We start from the raw sequence: 23556 nt of genomic DNA, 5'->3' as shown, positions 1-23556 counted from the left end.
CATTACAAATTTTAAATATTACAAAAACCACGATATCAAATCGTGGTTTTTTGTTTATTTTTAAAACTATTAACGTATTTTATTATTAAATTTGTGATAAAATCAAGTTCAGGATGAAGAAAATTCTATCTTTTTTTCTTATTTTTTATATATTCTCTATATCATTTGCACAATTAGACAGAGAGCATTGGTTTGCGCCTATGGTAGATCGTACCGGTAATCCTAATCCTTACCAAAAGCTTTATCTATCAACCAACCGTACTACCCCGTTTCCTGTTACCATTTACAACAATAATGTTGTCATTGGTACAGTTACAATCAGTAAAAACAACCCGCAAAAATTTGACGTTCTTCGTAATTATATTATTACCACTCAACAAAGCGATCTATTTACCCCTACAACAAAAGGATTATATCTTAAGGCAGATTTTCCGTTTTATGCCAACTTAAGATTTTCTGTTTATAATCATGCAGAAATTATTACGTCAAAAGGAACGGCTTCAACAGGTACAACTTTTTATGCTGCTACAGCGCCAATCACAGTAAGTAATGGTATTCTTAACTTCATGACCAGCGTGCTTGCAACGGAAGATAATACAACTGTAACCGTATCCGGATATAAATCTGTAGTCCAGTTTTCTAACGGAACATCGGGAGCAACTAATCCCACGCTCACTTTCACATTAAATAAAGGCCAGTCATATATTATTGATGGGATTGGAGATATAACAGGAAATTTTGACGGATTTATAGGTGCAAAAATTGTAGCTACAAAACCTGTAAATATTACCAATGGTAATTTTAATGGTCAGTATGCCGGTAATAACCCGACCAGTTCTGACATCCTGATGGATCAGTCTATCCCGGTAAGCCAACTGGGAAGCACTTTTGCACTCGTAAAGGGTAATGGGAATATAGGCAGCAATATGGAAGGCGTCTTGGTTATTGCAACGCAGGACAATACTTTGGTGTATGTAAATGGTGAACTAACTCCTATTGCCACATTAAATACAGGACAATATTTTGTGGTTCCCGATACAAAATATCAGCTTCAGGGAACTACGGGACATTACAATCTTTATATTGTAACCACCAAAAATGCATATGTTTATCAGTTGCTTGCAGGAGCAGCAAGTACAGGAAATGAAGTCGCAACCGGAGGTTTCAATTTCATTCCCGGATTAAACTGCTATCTTCCTAAACAAATTAATGAAATCGGATTAATTGATGAGAACTTTGTACATACCAATAACAATCCTGCCGGGATCCTTACAATCCCGACAAAGCTTAATTTAATTACAGAACGAGGAGCTACCGTTCTTGTCAATAATGCTCCGCCTCCGGTGGGAACCGGTCCTTTCGATATGACCGGAAATTTGAACTGGGTAACATACGGAATTCCAAATACAACAGGTACAATTACAGTAACTTCTACAAAAGCAATCACAGCGGGTATTACTGCAGGAAGTGATGCCGTAGGTTATGGTGGATTTTTCGCGGGATTCCCAACCCAGCCTATTATTTTAAAAACAGGGGGAGATTGCGTTCCCGGAATTGTGCTTACGGTTGATCCTATTATCTATGAATCTTATCAATGGTATGTTGGAGGTGTACTTATTCCTGGTGCAACATCCGCATCTTATACTCCTACAGGATCGGGAAATTATACCTGTGCAGTTACAATGGGAACTTGCGCCCCTCTTATTACCGAACCGTTTAAGGTACTAAATTGTACTAAGCAATCTTCTGCATCTTACAATATCTGCGACACCAAAATTATTACACCTGCCTTTACAACTTCTACACAAACACCGGTTGCATCCACCGTATCAATTACTACAGCTCCAACGCTAGGAACTGCAACCATAAATGCTGCGACAGGCATTATCACTTATACCGCTACCAATCCGGCAGCGGGTGGAACAGATACTTTTGTCTATACCTTCTGTGGTAACAATACTGAATTTCCGGATTGTGAAACAATAACGGTGACAATCAATATTCAGCCTGTTACAGTTAGCAATGCTACAATCTATGCATGTAATGTAAACGGTTCCGGAACATTTGACCTTACAAGCGCCAATGTTACGACAAATTCCCCGGTAACCATTACCTACTATCCTACCCTGGCAACTGCTCAGAATGAAACTTCATCTGCATTAATTACGGTACCAAATACCTATCCCGCACCAAACGGAACGGTTGTTTATGCTGTGGTAAAGAATAGTACGGGATGTAAGAATATTGCCCAGATTACTTTAAATTTATATCCTCTGGCAATCGTTACTCCGATGAATATGGGGGTACAATGTGATGAAAATCTTGATGGTACAGTAAATGTAGTATTGTCAGACATAACGCAACTCATTTTAAACAATCCTGCTTATTTTACCAATGTAAGATATTATGCACAACTTACAGATGCGAATGCAGGAAACGCCAACACTCTTCCAAACAACTGGAGTTATACTGTTAATACCACAATATATATCAGGGTAGAATCACCGAATGGATGTGCTCCGGTAATTCAGCCGGTAAATTTTACAGTAGGATCAAAATTGACATTAATCAAGAATACACTTACAACAACATTTTGTGACGATGATTTAGACGGGGTAAAACCAATGAATCTTTCGCAATTCTTAACTGAGTTTACAACAGATCCTCTTGTAACGGTAAGCTATCACACAACATTGGCAGATGCTCAGAATGATGTAGCGCCAATAAGCAGTGCAGTAACTCTTACAGGTACACATACTTACTATATCCGATTCGAAAAAAGTGGGTTCTGCCCGGATGTTGCTACAATTAATATTACTTTAAAAATTCCCAAAAAATCAGATATTCTGAAAGATCTGTTTATTTGTCCAAATACTGCTACCAATCTAGATGCTGGTTCAGGTTTTGATTCTTATCTCTGGAGTACGGGTGCAACTACACCTGCAATCTCAAATGTCACTGTTGGAGACTATTGGGTAGATCTCACTTTCAATGGCTGTACTTACAGACAATTTGTAAACGTATCAGCATCTACACTACCGGTTATCACTTCAATAGAAATAAACGGCACAACGGTAACAATCGGCGTAAGCGGTGGAACACCTGCTTATGAATACTCAATTGACGGGTTCAACTGGCAAAGTTCAAATATATTTACCAACTTAAGCTTAGGAACCTATACTATTTATGTAAGAGATTCTTTAAATTGTGATATTGTTAAAGAAGATTTCGTCATTATTAAATTAATTAATACAATCACACCAAACGGAGACGGCAAAAATGACGAAATCGATTATTCGTCTTTAATGAACAAAAAAAATCTTGAATTCAGAATTTTCGACAGATATGGTGCCGAAGTATTCCGTGGTACCCCGACCAACAAATTTACATGGGATGGTAATATGAAGGGAAGGCCTGTACCAACGGCAACATACTGGTACTTCCTGAGCTGGACAGAACTTGGAGATATCACAACCGTAAAATATTCAAGCTGGCTTTTGGTAAAACACAGAAATGATAATTTCTGGGATAAATAGACATAACAAAATTTCTATAACATTCATTAACAATTTATTTCAAAGTTTAATATAACTTTAACCACTTATTGAATAACACTGCGCAGAATTGACATAATTCTTCTGTAATTTTGCATCACATATGAAGAAACTTATATTTGTAATGCTGTTGGTTTTTGCAGTTAAAATTAATGCGCAGACTTTTTCGGGAGAGGTATTCCTGAGAGATAATTCATCATTATATCTAAATCAGGTTTATGTAACCAATCTTACAACTCTAAAAACTGTTCTTACAAGCTACAACGGAGATTTTAGCATCAAAGCAGAACCTGGTGATATCATTCGTTTCACTTCTATTGTTACGGAAAGAAAAGACGTAAAGATGACTTCACAAATGCTCAGTTCTAAAAACCTGGTTGAATTAAAGATCGCTTATCACGATATTCAGGAAGTCGTAATCAGTAGATTCCGTCCCACCGGAAATCTAAGATATGACGTAAACTCTATTCGCAAGGAAGATAAAGGTTTAGCCATAAAAAAAATAATCGGACTTCCCGAACCTAAAGGTGACGGAACTTCACCGCAGCTTCCTGTCGCAGGTCTAAGAGACGGAGGACTTACCTTCAGTATTGAAAGTATTTTTGACATTCTTTCTGGAGAACGTAAGAAAAAGCAGAGATTGGTGGCTTATGAAAGAATGCATACTTCCGTTACCAATATCAAAAACTATTTGGGAACAGACTATTTTATACGACTTAAAATTCCTGCAAACTTAATTGATAACTTTTTACAGTTTGTTTATACTTCGGAAAATATTGAAGTTTACTTACAGGCTGGCAATATCGAAGCCGTAAAATTACCTATCGAAAAATACCTTCCTATTTATCAGCGGAGATTGAAAAATTCTCATCTCCAGGAAATTGTAAATTAATGGTAAGAATTTATAGCGTCTAAAATATTTAATTGAGTTAAATCTTAACCCATCAGGCAATATTCTTTTTCAAAATTTGTTTAATTTTAATGAAACTATCCATTCACTAACCTTCTCATATTGAGAAGCACACAATACACCAAAATATTATTCAATGAAAAAGTTAGTTTTATTATTTACTACTTTATTATTCGTTTCTTTTTCAGCCCAAAAAAAGGGAAAAGACTATAGTGAAATCCTTAAAAGCAAAAACATTTACGAGATAAATGCTTTCCTAAGAGACGCTCACCCCGATGATCCCAGAAGATCCGTCCTCAAACCAAGAGTAATGGATATGATGAAAGAATACATCAAAACTGCGCCTCCGGGAGACAGAAAAGTAAGAGAAATGCAGGAAAATCTGGCAAGACTAAGAAGAGGTCCTTCCACAAAAATTACCTTTGAGGAGATGAATGCCATGATCAAGCAGAAACAAATCCTGAAATATCAGAAACAGCTACAGGTAGGCCAATCTGCTGTTGTTTATACACCAAGTACGGCGCAGAATGTCTATGTTACCAATACCACTGCGACAAAAAATACAAAAGTGATTGCAGATACCGAAGCATCGGAATTCAATATGCTGATGGGAGAAAACTCCACAGAGCACAAAAATAAAACTGTAAAGATCCTGAATTCCCTGTTCGATAACGACCCGAATGCAAAAGAATGTATCGTCATGATCGAAAACAGATCAGACTGCAACATCATTGTAAGGATTGAAGGAGTTGGAAATACCAAATACAGACTTCCCGTTCCCGCCCACGGAGACAACTCGATCGTAGTACAAAAAGGAGATTATCTTTTATCCAGTATTGTGTGTGGGGCTCAGTACGCTTCACAAAAAACCATTCAGAAACCTATGATGGTCGCTTTGGGCAGCTCTGCAAAATAATTTGAAATTCGAAATAGTAACCTTACATTTTAAAAGCTTGAATGCTGCATAATTTTCGTAATTTTGCAGACTTTCATACATAGTTCATGGGCAAAAACAAATTAAGAAGATTCGCAGAGAACAGAATATTACCCAATGTTATTCAGCCAACCAGAGATGAGGCTCTGGAAGGTTTTAAACTTAAAGGAAACTGGAGAAAAGATTTCTTTAAAAATGACCAGCCCATTGTTTTGGAATTGGGTTGCGGAAAAGGTGAATATACAGTTGGTCTCGCAAAAACCTTTACAGATAAAAATTTTATCGGAATTGATATTAAAGGAGCGAGATTCTGGTTCGGAGCTAAAGAGGCGGTAGAAAACGGGATGAATAATGTTGCTTTTCTAAGATCACAAATCGAGTTGGTAGAATATTATTTTGCCGAAAATGAAGTTGATGAAATCTGGATTACTTTCCCCGATCCGCAGATTAAATTTAAACGAACAAAGCATAGATTAACGCATCCTGATTTCCTTGAAAGATACAAGAAATTCCTAAAACCTGGCGGAATTGTACATCTAAAAACCGATTCAGAGTTTTTGCATGGTTATACGTTAGGATATTTACAAGGTGCTGGTTACGAAATTATTTCTGCACATCACGATATTTATGGAGCTCTGGAATACGATCCAAATACACCTCATTTAAGAGATATCAGAACCCATTACGAAGAATTGTTTTCTGCTAAAGGAAAAACAATTACTTATATTAAATTTAAAATTAATTAATTTAAAAATAAAAGAAAGGTTGTACATGATACAACCTTTTTCATGCAATAAAGCTTTCTTTTTTAAGTTTAATAAAAAGTTAAATTTACATCCGGCAATATGAATATGACTAAACATCTTCTTTTTAACGCGATCATCCTTTTACTTCTGAATAGTTGCGGAAATACAAACTATGGTACAAGGCAACCTTCCAAAAACACCTATCCTAAAACTTCAAACCAAGGTACGAAAGTAAATTCTACATCAACAACCGAGCAAGAATATCAGGCTTTATTAAAAACATATAAGCCGGAAACAGCAGATGTTCTTAATGATCTTTTGAATAGTTCTTCAGACCAGCTCAAAACATCAATATCTGTAGAAAACAAATCCAGGTGAAATATGGTTCTTACCATCAAAGGAAATAATTACCTTAAAAAAATCCCCATCGGAACCAATAAAATAGGCTATGCGATGGTTCCCAAAAACCAGAATTATACTCTTTCGGGGATGGTTTGTAACTCTCTTTATCAGAAAACAACATTTGTTACCAATTCTTATAGTATTATGTTGTCTAACTAAATGATTTAAAATTAATTGCTTAAATTTGCAGACATTTAATTTCTGAATAATTTCAGAATAGATTATTAAAACACAATTTGATGAAGAAAAACATTATTGCTTTTTCCTTCTTCAGTCTTATCATTTCATCCTGCGCCAGCAATGCTACTGCTGATGGAGATGTTCTAAAAAGTACAGACATCACTAAGATTGAAGAATATCTTGCACAAGCACATCCACAAGATCCTAAAAAAGGAATTCTAAGACAACGCATCATTGCTCTGAAAAATGCAGAATGGACAAAAGGCGCCAAAAATGCAAAACCCATGGAAGCCCGACCTGTTTTCATGGAACTTCCCGACCTTTCAATCAAGAAAAAAAACAGCGAGGCCAATCAGGAAATTTTCAAAAACCTGATGGCAGAAACCTCGGATGAACATAAAGAAAAGACCACCAAACTTTTGAACAACATGTTTAATGAAGATATTAATCATAATGAAGCTATTGTTCTCCTTAAAAATAATTCTGACTGCAATCTGGTTTTAGAAATATCCGGAAAGAAGTTTTACAATCTGGCCGTGCCTTCAAAAGGTGAAAATTTCATTGTTCTGAATAAAGATTCCTATATTTTTTCCGGGAGTATATGCGATGTGAAATACAAAAGCCCGAAAGATATTACGAAAAGTATGGTCGTAGTTCTACAGAATCCTGGCCCACCATCTATCAACACAAAAGAATTGTTTGCTCAAAACAGCCCTGAAAAAGAGGCAAAAAACATCAAAATAAAGCCTAAATCAACAGTTAAGAAAAAGAAGAAAAAATAAAACAACGATCTTTGTATAAAACAACAAAAACCGCCAAATTACTTTGGCGGTTTTATATTTTAAAGAAAACCTTTAATTATTCAGCATCGAAATCAGCATCTTTATCAGCAGATACTACTTCACCTTCTTCTTTAGATTTTTCTTTATCAGCTTTTCTCTGAGACTGACCTTCTTTGATAGATTCAGAAACTACGTTCAAGATCATATCAATAGATTTAGAAGCATCATCGTTTCCTGGGATAACGAAGTCTACTTTTCTTGGGTCAGAGTTTGTATCAACAATACCGAAAACTGGAATTCCTAATTTTTTAGCTTCAGTTACAGCGATGTGTTCTCTCATGATATCTACAACGAAGATTGCAGAAGGAAGACGCACCATGTCAGAGATAGAACCTAAGTTTTTCTCTAAGTTAGCTCTTTGTCTGTCTACCTGTAATCTTTCTTTTTTAGATAAAGTTTCGAACGTACCATCTTTTTTCATTTTGTCGATAGAGTTCATTTTCTTAACAGCTTTTCTGATCGTAACGAAGTTCGTTAACATACCTCCTGGCCATCTTTCTGTAATATAAGGCATATTAAGTTCAGCAGCGTGTTTTGCAACTACCTCTTTCGCTTGCTTTTTGGTAGCTACGAAAAGAACTTTTTTACCTGCAGAAGTTAATTTTTCTAAAGCGTTACAAGCTTCATCCAATTTAACTGCTGTTTTATGTAAGTCTACAATGTGAATACCGTTTTTCTCCATAAAAATGTATGGAGCCATATTTGGATTCCACTTTCTAGTCATGTGACCGAAGTGTACACCAGCCTCTAGAAGGTCTTTTACATTTGCTTTTGCCATGTTTTCTGTTTTTGTTAGTTTACTTTCCGTTTTTTAAACAATCAACAACTTCTTTAGATGGGAGAAGTGTTTGGATGCTAAACGTAACGGGCAATTTTTAAAATTAGATTAATAGATTTCAGATATAAGATAGCAGACGAAAAAAGGTCTGAAATCTGACATCTCCAATCTGATGTCTGAAAAAAATTAACGTTTTGAGAATTGGAATCTCTTTCTTGCTTTTTTCTGACCTGGCTTCTTTCTTTCCACCATTCTTGCATCTCTTGTAAGTAAACCTGCAGGCTTCAATGCTAATCTGAATTCAGCATTAATTTCGCAAAGTGCTCTAGAAATACCTAATCTGATAGCTTCTGCCTGACCTGTATTACCACCACCGAAAACGTTTACAGTAACATCGTACTGACCAACAGTTTCAGAAAGGATAAACGGCTGGTTCAATTTGTAAACCATCACGTCTGTAGAGAAATAAGTTGCAGCTTCTTTACCGTTTACTGTAATGTTACCAGTTCCTGGCTTTACATAAACTCTAGCTACAGAAGTTTTTCTTCTTCCGATTTTGTGAACTATAGACATATTAATTATTTAAATTCGTTAACATTAATTGTTTTAGGCTGTTGAGCTTCATGTTTGTGCTCAGTTCCTTCATAAAGATAAAGGTTCTTCAATAAAGCAGATCCTAATCTGTTTTTAGGCAACATACCTTTTACAGACTTCTCTAATACTTTTAAAGAATCTTTCTTCTGAAGTTCAGCTGCAGTCATAGACTTCTGTCCACCAGGGTAACCTGTATGCCAGATATAAGTCTTATCGTTCCACTTGTTTCCAGAAAGAGTAACTTTCCCAGCATTCAAAACAATAACGTTATCACCACAATCTACGTGAGGTGTAAAGTTTGCTTTGTGCTTACCTCTCAAAATCTTTGCAACCGTAGAAGCTAGTCTTCCCAACGGTTGTCCTTCAGCGTCTACCACAACCCATTCTTTATTAGCAGTAGCTTTGTTCGCTGAAACAGTTTTGTAACTTAATGTATTCACACGTTTTAGTTAAAGATTAAACATAATTTTCCCCTAAAAGGGTGTGCAAAGGTACACATATTTTTCTAATCTGAAAATATATTTTAAATTAAAGTATTGAAAATAGTGATATTAAGTAAGTTATCACATTTGAAGAATCAAAACCTCAACTTTTGTAAAGTCGAAAAACGATAAATAAAATCTGAAAATTGAAAATCTTTAGTTTAAAAATTGAATCTTTAGAATAATTTTTAATTGCGTAAAGATTTACTCCCTCTGAAACTTGCTATTAAATAATAAGCCACAAAAACCGTAGAAAATTTCAAGATAGACGGAATTGCCAGTTCAAGATTGAAAATAACGGCGCCAATTGCCACTAAAAGCGCCATTACACCAAAGGAAGAACCCATTTTCTGGACAAGAGAAAATTTAGAATTATCGAGAAAATACGCCATTCCCCACGCAAGACCGAAAGCGATGGCATAATATATTTCTAGATCGATATGCTCACCATCTATAAACAGATAATTGATTAAAAAACTCAATACTGTCCCCAATGCAAAATAGATTAACGCTCTTTTCATTCCTAAAATTCTATGTGCAAAAATAAAAATTTAATTCCGAAAAATTCAAAATGAAAGAATAACCTTCTAAACACCTGAACAAACGTTAGTTTAGTTACAAAAACAACAACAAGTAAATACATAAAACACTAACAAACAGATAGTTAAAAACAAAACAATGGTTCTTATTTTATTATTATATTTGAAAATTCAGAAATTTTCTAGTTTTTTATGGAAACCCAAAAATATACTCCAAAAAATAAAGTAAGAATCGTAACAGCTGCATCGTTATTCGATGGTCATGATGCTGCGATTAATATTATGCGTCGTGTGATTCAGGGAACAGGATGTGAAGTCATCCACCTTGGTCACGACAAATCTGCTGAAGAAGTGGTTAACACAGCAATTCAGGAAGATGCCAATGCGATTGCCCTAACTTCTTATCAAGGTGGTCACAACGAATATTTTAAATACATCTACGACCTTTTAAGAGAGAAAAACTCACCACAAATCAAAATCTTTGGTGGCGGTGGCGGTGTAATTCTGCCTGAAGAAATCGAAGATATTATGTCTTACGGAATCGACAGAATTTATTCTCCGGATGACGGTCGTGAGCTTGGTCTACAGGGAATGATTGATGATCTGGTAAAGAGATCAGATTTCGCAACAGGAAAAGAAGTTACGGCAAACGATTTAGAATCAATTAGTTTTGAAAATTCTACAAGCATTGCTAAAATCATTTCTGCGGTTGAAAACTTCTCAGAAGAAAAACCAGAGTTAGTTCAGGCGATCGACGAAAAATCAAAAGATTTAAATATTCCGATCATCGGTATCACAGGTACAGGTGGAGCGGGAAAATCTTCATTGACAGACGAATTGGTAAGACGTTTTATCCGTTCAAATCCAGATAAAAAAATTGCTATTATTTCAATAGACCCTTCAAAAAAGAAAACGGGAGGTGCACTTTTGGGAGACAGAATTCGTATGAACGCGATCAATGATCCAAGAGTTTATATGCGCTCGATGGCGACGAGAGAAAACAACGTTTCGGTTTCTCCGTTCATTCATTCCGCTTTGAATGTTTTAAAATTGGCTCATCCAGATGTAATTATTTTGGAAACTTCAGGTATTGGACAATCAGGTTCAGAAGTTTCGGATTTTGCAGATGTTTCAATGTACGTGATGACTCCTGAATATGGAGCTTCTACGCAGTTGGAAAAAATCGATATGCTGGATTATGCGGATTTGGTTGCTTTAAATAAATCTGACAAAAGAGGAGCTCTTGATGCACTTCAAGCGGTTAGAAAACAGTTCCAGAGAAATCATTTATTATGGGAACAGCCATTGGATGAAATGCCGGTTTACGCAACAAAGGCATCTCAGTTCAACGATCACGGAACTACAGAATTATACAACAGATTGGTTTCTAAAGTCAACGATAAATTTGCTGGTTTAAATCTACAAGGTTTTGTTGAACAGGAAATTACAGACGAAGTAACGATCATTCCTCCAAAAAGAGTTCGTTACCTTTCTGAAATCGTTGAAAACAATAGACAATATGATGCAAACATTGAAAAGCAAGCTGAATTAGCCAGAACAATGTATCATATTGATGGTGTTAAAAAAATTATCTCCAATGAAGCTTTGGACGCTGAATATCAAAAAGCTGAAAAAGAGCTCCAACAGGAAAACATCGACTTCCTAAAAACCTGGGACGATACGAAAAAGGCTTTCCAAGAAGAGTTTTACTCCTATTTTGTAAGAGGAAAAGAAATTAAAGTGGAGACCTCAACAGAATCTTTATCCCATTTAAGAATTCCAAAAATTGCGTTACCAAAATACAACGATTGGGGCGATTTGATTAAATGGAAAGGCCAGGAAAATCTTCCGGGAGGATTTCCTTTTACAGCGGGAATTTATCCTTTCAAAAGAACAGGTGAAGATCCAACGAGAATGTTCGCCGGAGAAGGTGGGCCGGAAAGAACCAACAGAAGATTCCACTACGTTTCTGCGGAAATGCCTGCAAAACGTTTGTCTACGGCTTTCGACTCGGTAACATTGTATGGACAAGATCCCGCTTTACCACCTGATATTTACGGAAAAATCGGAAATGCGGGAGTTTCTATTGCAACTTTAGATGATGCTAAAAAACTCTATTCAGGTTTTGATTTGGTGAATGCATTGACATCCGTTTCAATGACCATCAACGGACCAGCGCCGATGTTGTTGGCTTTCTTTATGAATGCTGCGATCGATCAGAATGTTGAAAAATATATTGCTGAGAATAAGCTTGAGGCTAAGGTTGAGGAAGTTTTAAAAGCAAAATTCGACGATAAAGGTTTAGCAAGACCGAAATATAACGGCGAATTACCACCTTCCAATAATGGTTTAGGTTTAAAATTATTAGGAATCACGGGAGATGAAGTCATTCCTGCAGAAGCTTATGCTGAAATTAAAGCTAAAACCATTGCAACCGTTCGTGGAACCGTTCAGGCTGATATTTTAAAAGAAGACCAAGCTCAAAACACGTGTATTTTCTCTACTGAATTTGCTTTGAGATTAATGGGTGACGTTCAGGAATATTTCATTAAAGAAAAAGTAAGAAACTTCTACTCTGTTTCAATCTCTGGTTATCACATTGCAGAAGCGGGAGCAAATCCGGTTTCTCAGTTGGCATTTACCTTAGCAAACGGTTTTACGTATGTTGAATATTATTTGTCAAGAGGAATGGATATCAATGATTTTGCACCGAACTTATCATTCTTTTTCTCCAATGGTATCGACCCTGAATATTCAGTGATCGGACGTGTGGCAAGAAGAATCTGGGCAAAAGCCATGAAACTGAAATACGGAGCCGACGAAAGAAGCCAGATGTTAAAATATCACATCCAAACTTCGGGACGTTCGCTTCACGCTCAAGAGATTGATTTTAATGACATTAGAACAACTCTTCAAGCGCTTTATGCCATTTATGACAACTGTAATTCTCTTCACACAAACGCTTATGACGAGGCTATTACAACTCCGACTGAGCAATCGGTAAGAAGAGCAATGGCGATTCAGTTGATTATCAATAAAGAATTAGGTTTGGCGAAAAACGAAAATCCGCTGCAAGGTTCATTTATTATTGAAGAATTGACGGATTTGGTGGAAGAAGCTGTTTATGCAGAATTCGACAGAATTACAGAAAGAGGCGGCGTTCTTGGAGCGATGGAAACAATGTATCAACGTTCAAAAATCCAGGAAGAATCGATGCATTACGAATGGTTGAAGCACACTGGAGAATATCCGATCATCGGAGTAAATACTTTCTTAGGGAAAGACGGTTCGCCAACCGTTCGTCCGGGAGAAGTTATCCGTTCGACTGAGGAAGAAAAGCAATTCCAAATTGAAATGCTTCATAATTTCCAAAATTCTAATCAAGATAAATCTGCAGAAGCTCTGAAAACTTTACAACACGCAGCAATCAACCAACAAAACTTATTTGAAGTGATGATGGATGCCGTGAAATATTGTTCGCTAGGTCAGATTACCAATGCTTTGTTTGAAGTAGGTGGTAAGTACAGAAGAAATATGTAGGCCGGTCCATAGCCGGATACGCAATTATTGACTACTAAACGTATCAATAATTATAAATCAAAACCTCAAGGAATTTTCTTTGAGGTTTTTTGTATTTTAGATTAAAATAAAAACTTTTAATGATGAAAAAAGAATTTCAAATAAAAGAGCCTTGCAATGTTGGTCGGGAAAACATGAAAGAAATTCCCGGTGGGAGTTTTTGTAATCTTTGTTCAAAAAAAGTACACAATCTTAACGATAAATCTGATGAAGAGATTCAATCTTTATTACATGCAAATGAATCTATTTGTGGAAGAATTCAAATCTCAAGATTATATTTTAAGGAAGAAAAAACAAACACCAATTATCATTTCTTTAATTTTCCTTTCAGAAAAATTGCTAGTGGAATTTTTTTAGCTACAATTATTACATCAAATCTGAATGCACAACAAGCAAAACATGATACTATAGATGAAGTTCTAATTGAAGGATTAATTGAATATTTCCCACGAAATGAAGATGATAGTAGAGATCATTACACTCCGAAATACATTAATTTAGATATAAAATATTCAGGAAATAAAGACTTATCAAATCAATTGAAAATAGTAAGTATTCTAAAATTAGAAAAAAGATTTACTTCTAACTATTCCAATGTCATCAGAATTCCTGAAAACTATTTAGGTTTTAAAAATATTTTTGTTGTTGAAAATGATTCTAATAAGAATGATGAAATCAATCAAAATCAATACTACAGTTTTATCAGTGAAAATAAATTTAAAGACAACGGAAAAACTGTTGATTTAAATTTAGAGAAAATCAAAAAAATACAATTCAAACCAAAGAATAAAGAATTCATGTACTTTTTAGACGGTGTTGAAATTTCTAAAGAAGATTTCGAAAAAAAAAGAAACGAGAAAAAAATATTTTCTTATCACTTATCCGAAATTTACGCCCGAGAATTAATAGGAGATAATGGAAATTATGAAGATGGAATAATTATTTCCTACACAGAATAGAATTTTGTGAGATTTTGTAATTTAGTTTTAAATAAAAACTTTTAATGATGAAAATTATTCAGATAGAAAATCCTTGTAAAGAAAAATGGGATAATATGCAAAATATCCCGGACGGGAAATTTTGTGATTTATGTTCTAAAACCGTACTAGATTTAACCCAAAAATCAGATCAGGAAATACTCAGAATTTTAGATGAATCAAATGGAGAAATCTGTGGTCGGATTCTCAGACATCAATCAAATAGACACTTTTCACCTCCTGAAAAAGTAGTTATTAGTAAAGAAAAAAGAAACGGATATTCTCAACTGGTTGCAGGATTGACAATTGCAGCAAGTTTAGCCGGAATTCAAACTCAGGCTGTAAATTTTGAAAAACCTTTAATTCAAATTTCGGAAAATCAAAATTCAGAAAGAGATTTAGACAAAGAAAAAATGTCTGATAATGACTTTATCATTTCCGGGAAACTAACTAATTCTGAAACAAAAAAACCTTTACCTAATATTGAAGTTACCTTTATTACAAAAGAAAAAATTTTCAAAGTAAAAACCAATCAAAACGGAATCTATAAAATAACCGTTCCTGACTTCTACATTCGCAAAACCAATAATGTCTTACATTTTGATTTTGGCGGTTATAATGATAAAGAGTTTGTCCTCACAAAAGAAGAATTAAAAAATAAAGAATTTTCTTTTGAAAGCTCTGAAATTGATGAAATGGTAGTTCTGACTGGTGGTATTTCCTCGAGAAAATTTGAACCAACCATACTTTTAGATGGCCATGAGATTGAGGAGGAAGAATTATACAAATTAGGTGTAAACAATTTTAAAATTTTTCATTTTTCCGGAAAAACAGCAAAAGCAATTTACAATGAAGTCTCAAAGGATGGTCTTTATTTAGTTTTTTCAAAATAAAACCAAACAATTAACCGAACTGCTATATTGAATACAGATTGTTAAAAATCATCAAGTAACTTTCTTCACATTCTGAGGTTTAGTATTTTTGTACAATGTTGTTAGTTTTATAAAAACAAAAAAAATGAAAAATCCACTTCTTTTAACGCTGATCTTTATTGCTGTAACATCATTAAAAAGCTGCAATTCATATCCTATGAATACCGCACACAAAAGTGACATGGACAGAAACGCCGAAGAATTACAAAAAAGACAACAAGCAGAAAAAAACAAGATCGAAGCTAACGAATTCAATAACTTTGGAAAGCCAGATAATAAATAGAAACATTCCTGAACGTTTTAAATTTTTTAATCTTGAAGTTAATAATTGTTTGATGAAACCCAAAGCCATCTTCAATTGGAGCAGCGGAAAAGATTCCGCCCTTGCTTTATATAAAATCTTACAACAAGACCAATTTGAAATCACCTCTTTGCTGACAAGTATCAATAAAGAATTTCAAAGAATTTCTATGCACGGTGTTCATGTTTCATTACTGGAAAAACAAGCTGAAAGTCTGGGCTTTCCTTTAATTAAAATGGAACTTCCGAAAGAGCCTTCCATGGAAGAATATCGTGAGATTATGAGTAAAACCATGAGTGAAATAAAATCTAAAGGCGTTACTTACTCCATTTTTGGGGATATTTTTTTGGGAGATTTAAGAAAATATCGTGAAAACCAATTACAATCCATCGGAATGGAAGGCGTTTTCCCTTTGTGGAAAATTAATACAACCGAACTTATTCATGAGTTTTTAGATCTTGGTTTTAAAACCATTGTAACCTGCGTGAACGAAACTTATTTAGATAAAAGCTTTGCAGGAAGAATCATTGATAAAGATTTTATTAAAAATTTACCCGAAAATGTAGATCCCTGTGGAGAAAACGGAGAGTTTCATACGTTTACTTTTGATGGCCCTATTTTTAACAATCCTATAACTTTTGAAATTGGGGAAATCGTAAAGAAGACTTATCCGAAACCAAAGTCTGACGAAAATGATGAAGGTGAATATATTTTCTGGTTTTGTGAGTTGTTTGCGAAATAGTCTTTTTAAAATTATCAGAATTCATAAGCTTTAAAATTTGATTAAAAAGTCTTTTTTCTTATTTTTAGAGAAAGCAAAAGCACAGCATGAAATTTCTACTCACCATCACTTCTCTATGTCTTCTTTTATTTTCCTGCCAAAAAGGTGAACCATCAAAACCTATCAATAAAAAAGTTATTGCCGATTCTGCCGTAACTGTATTTCAAAAAAAACTGTACAAAACTCAGCTTGATTCGGTTTTCAATCAATATCATTTTAATGGAAGCGTTGCGGTTTTTAAAGATAGTATTGAATTGTATCGAAAAAATAACGGCTATTCCAATTTTGAGAATAAAACTGAAATCAATAATTCAACAGTTTTTGCAATTGCCTCGATTAGCAAACAATTTACTGCAGTCTTAATTTTACTTCAAATGGAACAAGGGAAACTAAATCTTACTGATAAAGCATCAAAATATATCAAAGAACTTCAAAAGAAAGAATACGAAAACATTACGATTGAACAGCTTTTAAATCACAGTTCGGGATTAAATAATTTCGGAGAAAAACTGATGTTCAAAAGCGGAACAGGATTTAATTATTCCAATGACGGGTTTAATGCTTTAGGGAAAATTGTAGAAACCGTTTCAGAAAAATCTTTTGATGAAAATATGCTTGAATTATTCAAAAAAGCAGGAATGAAAAATTCATCAACAGGAACTTCATTTCAAGGAGAAAATTTTGCCAAAACGTATGTAGGAAATTCGAAAAATCAAAAAGCAGTTGACAATATGCCTAAAAGATTAGGCAACAAAGAAATCGGAATTCCTGCAGGCGGCGTTTTGTCAACGATTGACGATTTACACACTTGGAATAATGCTTTGTACAGTGGAAAAATCATTAAACCTGAAACACTGAAAAAATTTATGGATAAAAGCACAGAAAGACAGCATCCTGTTTTGGGGACAATGGGCTACGGATTAGGAATTATGATGAATGACCACAAACCAGTATCATATTTTCACAGTGGTTATGTAAAAGGCGCCCCTTCTCTGAATATCTATTATCCCAAAACAAAAGTATCAGTTATTATTCTATCCAATATTGCCGATGAAGAAAAAGGGAAATCAGCTTCATTCAGACCTCATCTTAAAATCAAACAGATTGCAGATATATTGGAAAATTATTAAGCAGAAATTTTAAAATTCTTTTCTAGGTAAGGAATAATATTTCTTATCATTTCAAGATATTTTTGCTGAGACACAATAATTGCCGCTTCAAAAAAGAAAAAGAATAGAAATAAAAAATTAACAACGATGCCTTTGACATGATCCGGGGTTAGAAAGTTATCGTTCACTTCCAAAACAAAACGAAAAAACCATACGGAAGATATTGGAAGAATAAAAAATACACTTACCAAATTCTGATGAGCAGAAAGTTGAATGTCTTTATATTTTTTAGGCAGGTCAAAATATTTTTTTTCTTTGATATAAATAATTAATGGAAATACCATAACAAGACTTATTAGAACTCCCAGAATTATTCTAAAAGCTGAAAACGGAATAAAAAAATAGCTCATTAGTACTACAATATAAACCATTACAGCAATTAACGAAGATTTTTTTAAGATTGAAATGAGTTTTTGCCTTGTCGACTTTTTTATAAGGGCAGATGTTTTCTCTGTACTCCAGTTACCATCCCAGAAAAGCCGCAAATCATCGTACCAAGAAATAATGGTTGCATTGAACGCATCATCAAAATTTAGATTTTTCTCCGACTGAAGTTCATTAATCTGGCTCACAAAATGATCTTCAATTTCCATTACAATATCAATCGGAAGCTTTTTATTCAAAAGAAAAGTTCTTATTTCTTGTTTTTGTTCGGTTGTCATGAAAGCAATATGTTTATTTTTTTAGTGTGAAAATACAAAAGCTGAATATGTATCATCATACAGTAAATAAGAATTAACTTAGAAAATTTTGTGTCTAAAAAATCCCATAGATTATATCCGAAAAGATAACCTGCAAGTAGCGGTAAAAATATCATAAGAATATTTCTTAATAATAACGGATGGAAGCTTTTTTGCCTGTATTCTGAAAATTTGATTTTTCTAAAAATAAATGCATATAAAGAAAAACCGAAATAAACAGCAAATATCAAAATTACGCTCCCAAAATAAATATCTTCGGAAATTGTAGAAACAATCCATGCAAAAACAGAAACACTAAAAGAAATGAGCATAATTTTTCTAAATCTTTGCTGCAAAATATCTTTTTCTATTCTTGCAATTCTTTTGAGCGAAAACCAATCAGCTTTTACCATTTTCAGATCATTCTGCCAATTGATTGCTGTTTGAATAAAAGCCTCCTGAAAGCTTATCTTATGATGAGCCATTAAGTCTGAAACCTGCATTACAAAGTGGTCATAAACCTCAGCAAATACAGAAGGGCTTAAATTTCTGCTTTTAAGATAAATTTCTACTTCTCTAAAATTCTCTTTGTTCATTATGTTACAAATTAAAAGTTTTAAGGTAAGGTTTCATTTTTTTTACAGATTGTATAAATGCAATCTGCATTAAAAAGCCAAAAGAGAAAAACCATAAAAAACAAGCCAATAAAATAAATGAGGCTAAACCTATTCTTGAACCGACATTTACAAAATCATAAATTCTTTCTGCCATTTTTGAAAAAAAGCTTCCTCCCAACATCATTAAGACTGGAAGAAATGCCATAATATTTGCACCTTGGTAAATATTTATTTTGAATGATTTATTTCGAAAAATTAAATTAAACCACTTTATGTTTAGCAAATAATAAATTGCCGGAATTCCCGAGATAACATAAAAAAAATAAATCATTATCTCCTCAAAACTGCCTTTAACATTGAATTTACTTAACAAAAAAACACCTAAAAGAATTATGCAAACCAAAAGCAGGCTTTTTGAAAGAAGTCGATTTATTTTCTTATCCTTTATAGTCTTTACAAAAACAGGAACTTCTTCACCGTTAAAACTTTTAGTAAACTTTAAATCTTCTTTCCAAATTTGCTTTACTTCATCAAAGGCCCTTTCAAAAGAAATATTTTGAATCATAAGATGATCAATCTGACTCAGAAAATGATCTTCAAGTTCTATCAAGATATCTAACGGAAGTTTTTTGGCAATCAGATACTCACGAATTTCTTTTTTATGCTCAAGCGTCATCATATATCAAAAATTGTTTTCAGATTAAATAAATAGCTTCTCATTTCATTTTCCTGCGTTGCCTGCTGTTTTTTTCCTTTTTCGGTAAGCAGGTAATATTTACGGCTTCTTCCATTGATTTCCTGAACTTCTGAAGTGATAATTGCTTCGGCCTCGAGTTTATGCAGAAGAGGATACAATGCACCTTCTGTCATTTCCAGTTCACCTTCCGTTAATTCTTTTGCACGCTGTGTGATCTGATAACCATACATCTTCACTTCTTTAGAAAGGAGTTTCAAAATAATATTCTGAAGTGTTCCTTTATAGAGACTATTTTTTTTCATAGTAAAGCTTAAATACCTTACAAATCTATGCATAATTTTCTTATGTATAGTATTAATTTTTAAAATGAGTAGAAATCTTATCTTTACGAAATGAAAAAAATGTACTTCATCGCCATCTATCCTGATCAGAAAATCATTGATGAGGTAAGAACTTTTAAAGAAGATTTAGCTTTAAATTTTGAAAACTCAAAAGCACTGAATAACGATGCACATATTACTTTGTTCCCACCGTTTGAACGAGAAATTGAGTTAGAAGAAGATATTCATATTACTTTTCAGCAAATAAACACCAGCATTTCTCCTTTTGAAATAATATTAAACGGTTTTGGAAGTTTTCCCAATCCTAAAAATCCTGTTTTGTTTATACATCCCGAAGAAAATGAAAATTTAAAACAATTATATTTTAATGTAACAGAAAAATTTAGTTTTGGAAAACATTCATTTAATCCACATATGACAGTAGGTTATAGAAATTTGTCCTATGAAAATTTTTTGAAAGCATGGGAAACTTATAAAGACAAAATTTATAAAACTAAATTTATCGTTGATAAAATCTTATTGCTTAGATATGATGGAAAGTGGATTCCGATTAACGAAAAGAAACTCAATTTGGAATAATTTTCAAATAGATTTCCTCGTCTATTACTATAAAATTCTCACGCTGATTAAACAGATTTTGCAGATTTAAATTTTCGAAGTAATCTGCTTAATCAAACAAATCTGCGAGAAATAAAATAATCTGCAGGAAAATATTTAAGTCAAAAATATTTTTCCTAACTCATAAAATTTAATTTAAAGATTAAGAAACCCGTATCTTTGCAGAGATGGTTTCTACAGAGAAAATAATTTTAGGAATTGACCCCGGAACAGCCGTGATGGGATTTGGTTTGATATCGGTAAAGAAAGGCAAAATGGAAATGATATCCATTCACGAGCTGATCCTGAAAAAATACCCGAATCATGAAACCAAGCTTAAATATATTTTCGATAAAACTTTGGCTTTAATTGATGAATTTCATCCAGATGAAGTGGCGCTCGAAGCTCCTTTTTATGGTAAAAATGTACAATCGATGCTAAAATTGGGCAGAGCTCAGGGTGTTGCCATGGCCGCAAGTTTGTACCGGAATATTCCCATCACCGAGTATTCTCCTAAAAAAATAAAAATGGCAATCACCGGAAACGGAAATGCCAGTAAAGAACAGGTTGCAGGAATGCTTCAGAATCTTTTGAAACTGAAAGAATTTCCTACAAAATACCTTGATGCTTCCGACGGATTGGCGGTTGCGGTCTGCCATCACTTCAATTCGGGAGTTGTTGCCGATACAAAGTCTTACACAGGATGGGAAAGCTTTCTGAAGCAAAACCCCGATCGTCTGAAATAAATTCAATTGCTACTTTTCTTTGTACTCTGAAGGTGAGACAGAAAAATCGGTTGTTGGTTTTCCGTTTTTGTCGTAGTAAACATACTTTAAAGTAACATTATTATCTCTAAAGTTTTTCATGTCGGGAGAATTTCTGATACTTTTCAGGGCTTCTTCTTTTGCAGCCGATTTATATTCATTAATTTCTTCGGTCTTCAGTTCTTCCTTGACATCATCCGTTAAAGTATAGCTGTATTGTAAAGTTTTATTCTGCGTTGCAGAAACACTGTCTAATCGTACACCTTCACTCAACAATTGAGGAGTCATTTTGTTCATATTTGCTGCTGCTTCTTTTAATTCTTTATCAATCACATCTTCTTTTTTACACGATGACAATGCTAATACAGCTGCTGCTAAAGAGATTTTCGATAAGTTTTTCATAACAATATTGATTTGTTCTGAGTTTGAGTTTAAGATTGCTAATTAAAGCTTTATAATCGCAATGTTTTTCACTTAATACCCGAGTATTTTTTAGCTCACAGACACACTTCATTCAGCTTATGACCACAGAAGAAGCCTTGGATGAGTGAAAGGATTTTGCGATTGAAAAAAGAAGTTAATTCTACCTCTTATTTAAGTAGATTAAAATTCTTATACTAAACTCAGTTTATTTAAAATTATCCATACTGATACAGAAATTAAGCCATTCAGTAATCATGATTTTAAACAAATTTAAAATTACTTGGTAAAACATATTACTATTTGTAACAATGGTATGTTTTTTAATACTAATTTTGTAGAAAATTTCAATAATGAAAAACACGCAATCAACTATATATCAAACCAATCACAGAATCAACTGGTTTCAGAAATTTCTGCTGATCTGCTCTGGTGGAAACATTCATATTTTAAGAAAAACACCAAGCGAATGGAATAAATTTGCAGGAATCGGAGGAATCGTTCTTTTTACTGCCGTATTTGCAACATTATCTGCAGCGTATGCGATGTACACTATTTTTGATGATTTGTGGGCATCTATCGGCTTCGGAATTCTTTGGGGACTGATGATTTTTAATCTTGACCGATACATTGTTTCATCCATAAAAAAAACAGGAACCTGGTGGAATCAGATTTTGATGTCAATTCCCAGATTGATTTTAGCGACGTTTTTAGGAATTATTATTTCTAAGCCGTTAGAGCTTAAAATTTTTGAAAAAGAAGTCAACAAGCAATTGAATACCATCATCCAGCGTAATAAAACTGATCTGCAAAAACAAATGAACGGCAGAATTCTTCAGCAAAGTGGCCCTTTTGAAACTGAGAAAAAGCAGATCTCTGAGAAAATTACTCAATACCAAAAATCATACGATTCGGCTGCTGTTGAGCTTGAAAAAGAAATTCTAGGAAAACAAACCAACTTAACGAGTGGAAAAGAAGGTTTTGGACCCAACGCAAAACGTAAGCAGGAACTGAAAGAACAGCGAAGACAGGATTTAGAAAATTACCAAAAGCAGATTGCACCAAGATTGGATTATCTCGATAAAGAAATCTCAAAAGTGTACACCAATCTTGAAACCGAAAGAAAGTCTACAGAAACATTTGAAGATAAGTTCAACGGATTCGCAGCCAGATTACAGGCATTGGATGAATTAGGAAAAAATTCGGCAATCATTGCTACAGCCGCAGCTTTTATAATGGGACTCTTTATCTGCTTGGAAATTTCACCGGTTTTGGTTAAACTAATTTCTTCGGTCGGACCTTATGATTATTTACTGGAGAAAACCGAAAATGATTTCAGACTGTATTCCAAAGAAAAAATAGAAAAAGGAAATACTTTGACCGATTTCAGAATTGATGATTTCAAAAACAAACTTAATGATTAAACAATAATACCTTTCGAAGTTTGGAAGGTATTACTTGTTGGGAATATTTTTTGATGAATATTTGCTATGCCATCAAGCGTTGTACATCATTATATTTACTTTCCTGAAACTGAAATATTAAGAGTGATATATCAGTCAGGAGCAATATATGATTACCTAAGAGTGCCTACGGAAATTACAGAGAAATTCAGAGAGGCGAGATCGAAAGGGCAGTTTCTGAATTCTGTAATTAAGCCGAGATTCAGGTTTAAGAAAATTCAATAGATTTGTTATAAAAAGTTTCGGGGGTCGCAAAGCGACCGCCGAAAATTTTTCT

The 23556-nt window shown here is 34.0% G+C and carries 26 protein-coding genes; 17 read left to right on the top strand and 9 right to left on the bottom strand.

Translation table 11 applies throughout. The features are described 5' to 3' along the window. The first annotated feature begins 113 nt into the window (after positions 1–113). The 7 genes from ACR1PN_RS16455 (at position 114) to ACR1PN_RS16425 (ending at position 7508) form a co-directional block, all read left to right on the top strand. Positions 114–3536, top strand: a complete 3423-nt coding sequence (locus ACR1PN_RS16455) for a T9SS type B sorting domain-containing protein (protein ID WP_433980912.1) — start codon at positions 114–116, stop codon at positions 3534–3536. Between the two features lie 121 nt (positions 3537–3657). Then, positions 3658–4446, top strand: a complete 789-nt coding sequence (locus ACR1PN_RS16450) for a hypothetical protein (RefSeq protein ID WP_378181170.1) — start codon at positions 3658–3660, stop codon at positions 4444–4446. A gap of 154 nt (positions 4447–4600) precedes the next feature. Further along, the gene (locus ACR1PN_RS16445) at positions 4601–5380 is read left to right on the top strand and encodes a DUF6759 domain-containing protein (protein WP_378181173.1); all 780 of its coding nucleotides are present in this window, start codon (positions 4601–4603) and stop codon (positions 5378–5380) included. Between the two features lie 86 nt (positions 5381–5466). Further along, positions 5467–6144 carry a tRNA (guanosine(46)-N7)-methyltransferase TrmB gene (gene trmB, locus ACR1PN_RS16440; protein ID WP_433980911.1) on the top strand — a complete coding sequence of 226 codons (678 nt, stop codon included), beginning with the start codon at positions 5467–5469 and terminating at the stop codon, positions 6142–6144. A 99-nt stretch (positions 6145–6243) separates the two neighbouring features. Further along, a complete protein-coding gene (locus tag ACR1PN_RS16435; protein ID WP_433980910.1) occupies positions 6244–6522 on the top strand; it encodes a hypothetical protein in 279 nt (92 codons plus the stop codon). A gap of 3 nt (positions 6523–6525) precedes the next feature. Next, positions 6526–6705 (top strand): hypothetical protein, encoded by a 180-nt coding sequence (locus ACR1PN_RS16430; RefSeq protein ID WP_433980909.1) that lies wholly within the window; start codon positions 6526–6528, stop codon positions 6703–6705. 80 nt (positions 6706–6785) lie between these two features. Next, a complete protein-coding gene (locus ACR1PN_RS16425; RefSeq protein WP_433980908.1) occupies positions 6786–7508 on the top strand; it encodes a DUF6759 domain-containing protein in 723 nt (240 codons plus the stop codon). A 76-nt stretch (positions 7509–7584) separates the two neighbouring features. Here the strand turns inward: ACR1PN_RS16425 and rpsB are convergent, their stop codons facing one another. The 4 genes from rpsB to ACR1PN_RS16405 all read right to left on the bottom strand — a co-directional run bounded on the left by rpsB (position 7585) and on the right by ACR1PN_RS16405 (position 9943). Continuing rightward, positions 7585–8346, bottom strand: a complete 762-nt coding sequence (gene rpsB, locus ACR1PN_RS16420; protein ID WP_378181185.1) for a 30S ribosomal protein S2 — start codon at positions 8344–8346, stop codon at positions 7585–7587. A gap of 186 nt (positions 8347–8532) precedes the next feature. After that, a complete protein-coding gene (rpsI, locus tag ACR1PN_RS16415) occupies positions 8533–8919 on the bottom strand; it encodes a 30S ribosomal protein S9 (protein WP_079465666.1) in 387 nt (128 codons plus the stop codon). A gap of 5 nt (positions 8920–8924) precedes the next feature. Beyond that, positions 8925–9380, bottom strand: a complete 456-nt coding sequence (rplM, locus tag ACR1PN_RS16410; RefSeq protein WP_034678947.1) for a 50S ribosomal protein L13 — start codon at positions 9378–9380, stop codon at positions 8925–8927. A 230-nt stretch (positions 9381–9610) separates the two neighbouring features. Continuing rightward, positions 9611–9943, bottom strand: a complete 333-nt coding sequence (locus ACR1PN_RS16405; RefSeq protein WP_433980907.1) for a hypothetical protein — start codon at positions 9941–9943, stop codon at positions 9611–9613. Positions 9944–10153: 210 nt separating this feature from the next. Between ACR1PN_RS16405 and ACR1PN_RS16400 the strand changes: the two genes are divergently transcribed. From ACR1PN_RS16400 to ACR1PN_RS16375, 6 genes are all read left to right on the top strand, one after another. Continuing rightward, complete coding sequence (locus ACR1PN_RS16400; RefSeq protein WP_433980906.1) at positions 10154–13501, top strand: methylmalonyl-CoA mutase family protein; 3348 nt, start codon at positions 10154–10156, stop codon at positions 13499–13501. Positions 13502–13623: 122 nt separating this feature from the next. Beyond that, a complete protein-coding gene (locus tag ACR1PN_RS16395; RefSeq protein WP_433980905.1) occupies positions 13624–14499 on the top strand; it encodes a hypothetical protein in 876 nt (291 codons plus the stop codon). Positions 14500–14543: 44 nt separating this feature from the next. After that, the gene (locus ACR1PN_RS16390; RefSeq protein WP_433980904.1) at positions 14544–15410 is read left to right on the top strand and encodes a carboxypeptidase-like regulatory domain-containing protein; all 867 of its coding nucleotides are present in this window, start codon (positions 14544–14546) and stop codon (positions 15408–15410) included. Between the two features lie 124 nt (positions 15411–15534). Continuing rightward, positions 15535–15732: a hypothetical protein gene (locus ACR1PN_RS16385; protein WP_433980903.1), complete on the top strand. Its 198-nt coding sequence runs from the start codon at positions 15535–15537 to the stop codon at positions 15730–15732. A gap of 52 nt (positions 15733–15784) precedes the next feature. Beyond that, positions 15785–16492, top strand: a complete 708-nt coding sequence (locus ACR1PN_RS16380) for a diphthine--ammonia ligase (protein ID WP_433980902.1) — start codon at positions 15785–15787, stop codon at positions 16490–16492. 86 nt (positions 16493–16578) lie between these two features. Then, a complete protein-coding gene (locus ACR1PN_RS16375; RefSeq protein WP_433980901.1) occupies positions 16579–17661 on the top strand; it encodes a serine hydrolase domain-containing protein in 1083 nt (360 codons plus the stop codon). On the opposite strand, the gene ACR1PN_RS16370 is transcribed toward ACR1PN_RS16375, so the two are convergent. The 4 genes from ACR1PN_RS16370 to ACR1PN_RS16355 all read right to left on the bottom strand — a co-directional run bounded on the left by ACR1PN_RS16370 (position 17658) and on the right by ACR1PN_RS16355 (position 19996). Then, complete coding sequence (locus ACR1PN_RS16370; RefSeq protein WP_433980900.1) at positions 17658–18362, bottom strand: hypothetical protein; 705 nt, start codon at positions 18360–18362, stop codon at positions 17658–17660. The two genes, ACR1PN_RS16375 and ACR1PN_RS16370, sit on opposite strands and share 4 nt — an antisense overlap. Further along, positions 18359–18976, bottom strand: a complete 618-nt coding sequence (locus tag ACR1PN_RS16365) for a hypothetical protein (RefSeq protein WP_433980899.1) — start codon at positions 18974–18976, stop codon at positions 18359–18361. Before ACR1PN_RS16365 ends, ACR1PN_RS16370 begins: the two co-directional genes overlap by 4 nt. Positions 18977–18980: 4 nt before the next feature. Then, entirely contained in the window at positions 18981–19562 is a 582-nt protein-coding gene (locus tag ACR1PN_RS16360; RefSeq protein ID WP_433980898.1) for a hypothetical protein, read from the bottom strand. 110 nt (positions 19563–19672) lie between these two features. Next, the gene (locus ACR1PN_RS16355; protein ID WP_433980897.1) at positions 19673–19996 is read right to left on the bottom strand and encodes a PadR family transcriptional regulator; all 324 of its coding nucleotides are present in this window, start codon (positions 19994–19996) and stop codon (positions 19673–19675) included. A gap of 90 nt (positions 19997–20086) precedes the next feature. Here ACR1PN_RS16355 and ACR1PN_RS16350 point away from each other — a divergent pair, with 90 nt between their 5' ends. Both ACR1PN_RS16350 and ruvC read left to right on the top strand, forming a co-directional pair. Beyond that, entirely contained in the window at positions 20087–20614 is a 528-nt protein-coding gene (locus ACR1PN_RS16350; protein WP_433980896.1) for a 2'-5' RNA ligase family protein, read from the top strand. A gap of 206 nt (positions 20615–20820) precedes the next feature. Further along, complete coding sequence (gene ruvC / locus ACR1PN_RS16345; RefSeq protein ID WP_433980895.1) at positions 20821–21378, top strand: crossover junction endodeoxyribonuclease RuvC; 558 nt, start codon at positions 20821–20823, stop codon at positions 21376–21378. A 9-nt stretch (positions 21379–21387) separates the two neighbouring features. On the opposite strand, the gene ACR1PN_RS16340 is transcribed toward ruvC, so the two are convergent. Next, entirely contained in the window at positions 21388–21798 is a 411-nt protein-coding gene (locus ACR1PN_RS16340; RefSeq protein ID WP_378181219.1) for a hypothetical protein, read from the bottom strand. Positions 21799–22169: 371 nt separating this feature from the next. On the opposite strand from ACR1PN_RS16340, the gene ACR1PN_RS16335 reads away from it, so the two are divergent. Both ACR1PN_RS16335 and ACR1PN_RS16330 read left to right on the top strand, forming a co-directional pair. Next, positions 22170–23240 (top strand): DUF4407 domain-containing protein, encoded by a 1071-nt coding sequence (locus ACR1PN_RS16335; RefSeq protein WP_433980894.1) that lies wholly within the window; start codon positions 22170–22172, stop codon positions 23238–23240. Between the two features lie 66 nt (positions 23241–23306). Next, a complete protein-coding gene (locus ACR1PN_RS16330) occupies positions 23307–23504 on the top strand; it encodes a KTSC domain-containing protein (protein ID WP_378181225.1) in 198 nt (65 codons plus the stop codon). Positions 23505–23556: the final 52 nt, after the last annotated feature.

The sequence above is a fragment of the Chryseobacterium sp. RLHN22 genome, assembly GCF_051011795.1.
Classification (GTDB): Bacteria; Bacteroidota; Bacteroidia; order Flavobacteriales; family Weeksellaceae; genus Chryseobacterium; species Chryseobacterium zhengzhouense.
Note: the sequence above shows the minus strand (reverse complement) of the source record. Positions and strands in the feature narration are given on the sequence as shown.